This window comes from Streptomyces sp. NPDC054841, assembly GCF_053611045.1.
Genome location: NZ_JBSGZO010000709.1, coordinates 1 through 3,217 on the forward strand (window position 1 = coordinate 1; position 3,217 = coordinate 3,217).

Sequence of the window (3,217 nt, forward strand, 5' to 3'; positions counted from 1 at the left end):
GGTGGGCCTGTGCGGGCCGGTCCGGGGGGAGGGTCCCGGCCCGCACGGGGGTCTGTCAGCCGTGCGCGGCGGCGGCCGTGAGCGCGGGAACCGCGAGCGCTTCCAGGGCGGCGGCCTGGTCGGCGTCGGTGAGCGTCTGCGCGGTCGACGTGATGGCCTGCATCACGCCCCCGGCCGTCATCTGCCCGCCCCGGATGAAGTGAGCAAGGATCATGTCCTTGGCCTCGGCTCCGATGCTGAGCGTCTTGGTGACGTGCTCGATCGTCTTCGTCGGCTCGCTGAGCGTCCTACCGGCGGCGGCCTCCATCTCCGAGACCTTGGCCTCGACGTACTCCCGTGACAGGAAGGTGCGCACGGCGTCGGCGGTCTTGGACGTGATCAGTTCCAGCGTCTTGCGCTGGGTCTGCCCGGACCAGGACACCACGCCTTCGTCCTGCTTGCCTCCGAGGTGGACGGCGCGCATGACGTCCTTGGCCATGGTCAGGCCGTTGCGGCACACCTGGATGACCGCGCGCGGGGTGATGGTGTACGCCCCGGAACCGACCTCGCTGTTGGTGATGACGAAACCGGCCGAGATCATCGGCAGTTCGTCGCCGCTGCGGCCGTCGAACGGGGAGCGGTAGCCGCGCAGCAGCGCGCGGGCCTGGATGGCGACCGCTTCGGACTCCACCCGCACATACATGCGCCGATCGGTCAGGTCACACCCCGTCACCCGCGTGGGGTGGCCGGACTGCTGCACCCCATCCAGGGCGGCGAGCAGCATGTCGAAGTTGTCCATGAGCTTGTAGCTGTCGGACAGCAGCGCACGGGCCACGCCCTCGGCGGGCGGCATGCCGGGGCCGTTCTCGCCCCGGAACGCGCGGAGCATGAACCGACGCTCCGGCTCCTGCCGCAGCCACGCGTTCACGTTCTCGTCCAGGAGCGGGACGTTCTCGGCGCGCATGCGGCGCAGATAGGCGAGCGGGATACGCAGCTTGTCGCAGATCCCCTCGTCGGCGACGGCGGTGGGCCGGTAGATCCCGTCGACCTCCGTCACACCGTCCTCGGTGATGAGGGACTCGACACCCTCGACGTGCACGTTGCCCTCACGGAACCGCAGCGCGGACGCGGGGGCGATCACGTCCAGCTTCCGGCGCTGCTGGTCCTCCAGGATGCGGACCAAGTCGGAGAGTTCGGCGTTTCGGGCACCAGTGGGGGCTACGTTCGTGGCGCGCTCGGCGTACTGCTGAGTCATGCGGTGTTCCCCTTCGTGTTGGCTTTCTGCGGTCCGGGACGGGGCCATCGCCCCGGACAACTTCAATAATAGTGTGTCTCAGGGGTGAGTAAACCCACCCCTGACCAGCACACTTAGACCAGCGTGCGGTAATCGGGCAGAGGTGTCAGGCTCTCGCGCCGTACGTTCGTGACTATCGGCACGGGCGCGACACCGTGCATCTCGCACAGGTCGTAGCGCAGCGTGGGGGCCTCGCCGAACGGGTCGGCATGGGCGTGGATCGCGTTGACCCAGTACGTACCATGACGCCGCGTCACGCTGCCGTGGTACCTGACCTTCTGCCACAGCACCGGGCCAGCGTGCTGCGGGTCCAGACTCCGCGCCACCGCGATCACGAGCCCATCCGCTACCCGCTCGGACATCAGCACCACGAACGCACGCGCCACCGTCGCACGGTCGACCGGCACATCAGCCATCGCCGGGCCCGTGTGACCAGTGCGCACACCCATCGCCCAACCCAACTCGAAGAACGGCCGGACCAACTCCAGCTGCTCATACGGGACACGCAGCGCCTCCGGATCGCGCTCGCTGCGCGCCAACTGCCGCAACGCATATCCGGCCTGCTCCCGCTCTGCTACCGAAAGCGGCGCTCCGGGCTCCTCGACCTGCTCAGTGATCCGCGTGTTCTCCATGGCTTCCCTTCTCCTCTCGGTGATGCCGGGCGGAAGGGGGCGCCCCGTCCGGGCGCCCCGGACGATCACCTCAGGAACCCACGCGTCCGAAGAAACTCGGCCGTGAGGAGCGCAATTCCAGTGGGCTTGTAGATCTGCGGGAATCGCACCAACTCCACTTCGGTGCGCCCCTTCGCGTCCGGCTCGATCAGTTCGTGAATGAGCCGGTAAACACCGTCACCCGTCGGCATTTCCAGCACCACGGGGCCAACCGTGGTGTCGAAGCGAACCCCGGTGTAGTTCGCGTCGGAGTTGTGCACGATCTTCGCTCCTGCCCGCTGGCACATCAGGGGCAGGAAGTTCGCAATCGTGCGGGCCTGAATGGCAAGGCCGGTCATGGGGGCATTCTGGCCGCCACGCACACGGCGGACGATTCCGTCAGAGATCTGGATTTCCATGTTTTCCCCTTCGTTGGTTCTTGCGGTTCCCGGGAGTCGCCTCCCCCGGTACTTCAAATAATAGTGGATGTGATCGCTGGGGGGAAGACCCGTTGCGCTCCGAGTTGCGGTAGATGTTGCGTCATGATGTTGCGTCAGGTGTTGCGCTGGATGTTGCACGGCCTGGCGGCCAGCCTCCGCGTCATGCCAGGTCAACGGCCTGCGGGCGTGTGGTCGGCCCGCTGACATCCCCTCTGCTGCCACTTTCCCGCACCGGTAGAAGGATGAGTAAGGATGGGGGCGGGTGTGGTCGGGCGGCGGCCTCGGCGATCGGGCACGGCCTAGGGGTGGCTGCGCGTCGGCTCCGCCGCCGCGCTCGCCGGGTGGGGCGCGTGGGGCCGCATCGACCCCTGTGTAGCGACTGGGGTGGTGGTGGGGTGGAGTTGCTCGCCCGCCCTCCCCACCTTGCTTTTCCTCCGGACCCTGGCTCGGCTTGTCCGGGCGGGGGGCGCCTTGCCGGAGGCAGGCACCCCCCCCTGAGCCCCGGCTCTTCCAACTCCCCGCGCCCAAGGGGGTTGGGCCCCGGAGGGGCCCTGCCCCTCTCCGGTATTCCGTGGTTTACTTTCTCCCACGGAATACCAATCAATTCCCTTCCCCTTTCGGAGAATCGGAGATTCCCCGAAACACCCTTCCCACGCACCGCACATGAATTCCCCTCAACTAAAACCCCAACTCCCCACCCATAAAACAAAACCCGCCCCTTTTCTTTTCGTGCCGGAGGCACGCACGTTATTGGAAATTGGCCGGAGGCCAAATTCCATAACACCCCGCCGGAGGCGGGCAATTCGCGCGGGGACGCGCGAAACGAGCAACGCGAGTATTCGGCTGCCGGAGGC

3 protein-coding genes are annotated in these 3,217 nt (G+C 67.1%); all 3 read right to left on the bottom strand.

From position 1 onward, the window contains the following. Positions 1–55: 55 nt before the first annotated feature. Entirely contained in the window at positions 56–1,234 is a 1,179-nt protein-coding gene (locus ACWGI8_RS42075) for a DUF932 domain-containing protein (RefSeq protein WP_453668738.1), read from the bottom strand. Positions 1,235–1,347: 113 nt separating this feature from the next. Next, a complete protein-coding gene (locus ACWGI8_RS42080) occupies positions 1,348–1,905 on the bottom strand; it encodes a hypothetical protein (protein WP_453668739.1) in 558 nt (185 codons plus the stop codon). A 65-nt stretch (positions 1,906–1,970) separates the two neighbouring features. Continuing rightward, positions 1,971–2,342 carry a hypothetical protein gene (locus ACWGI8_RS42085; RefSeq protein ID WP_453668740.1) on the bottom strand — a complete coding sequence of 124 codons (372 nt, stop codon included), beginning with the start codon at positions 2,340–2,342 and terminating at the stop codon, positions 1,971–1,973. Positions 2,343–3,217 lie beyond the last annotated feature (875 nt).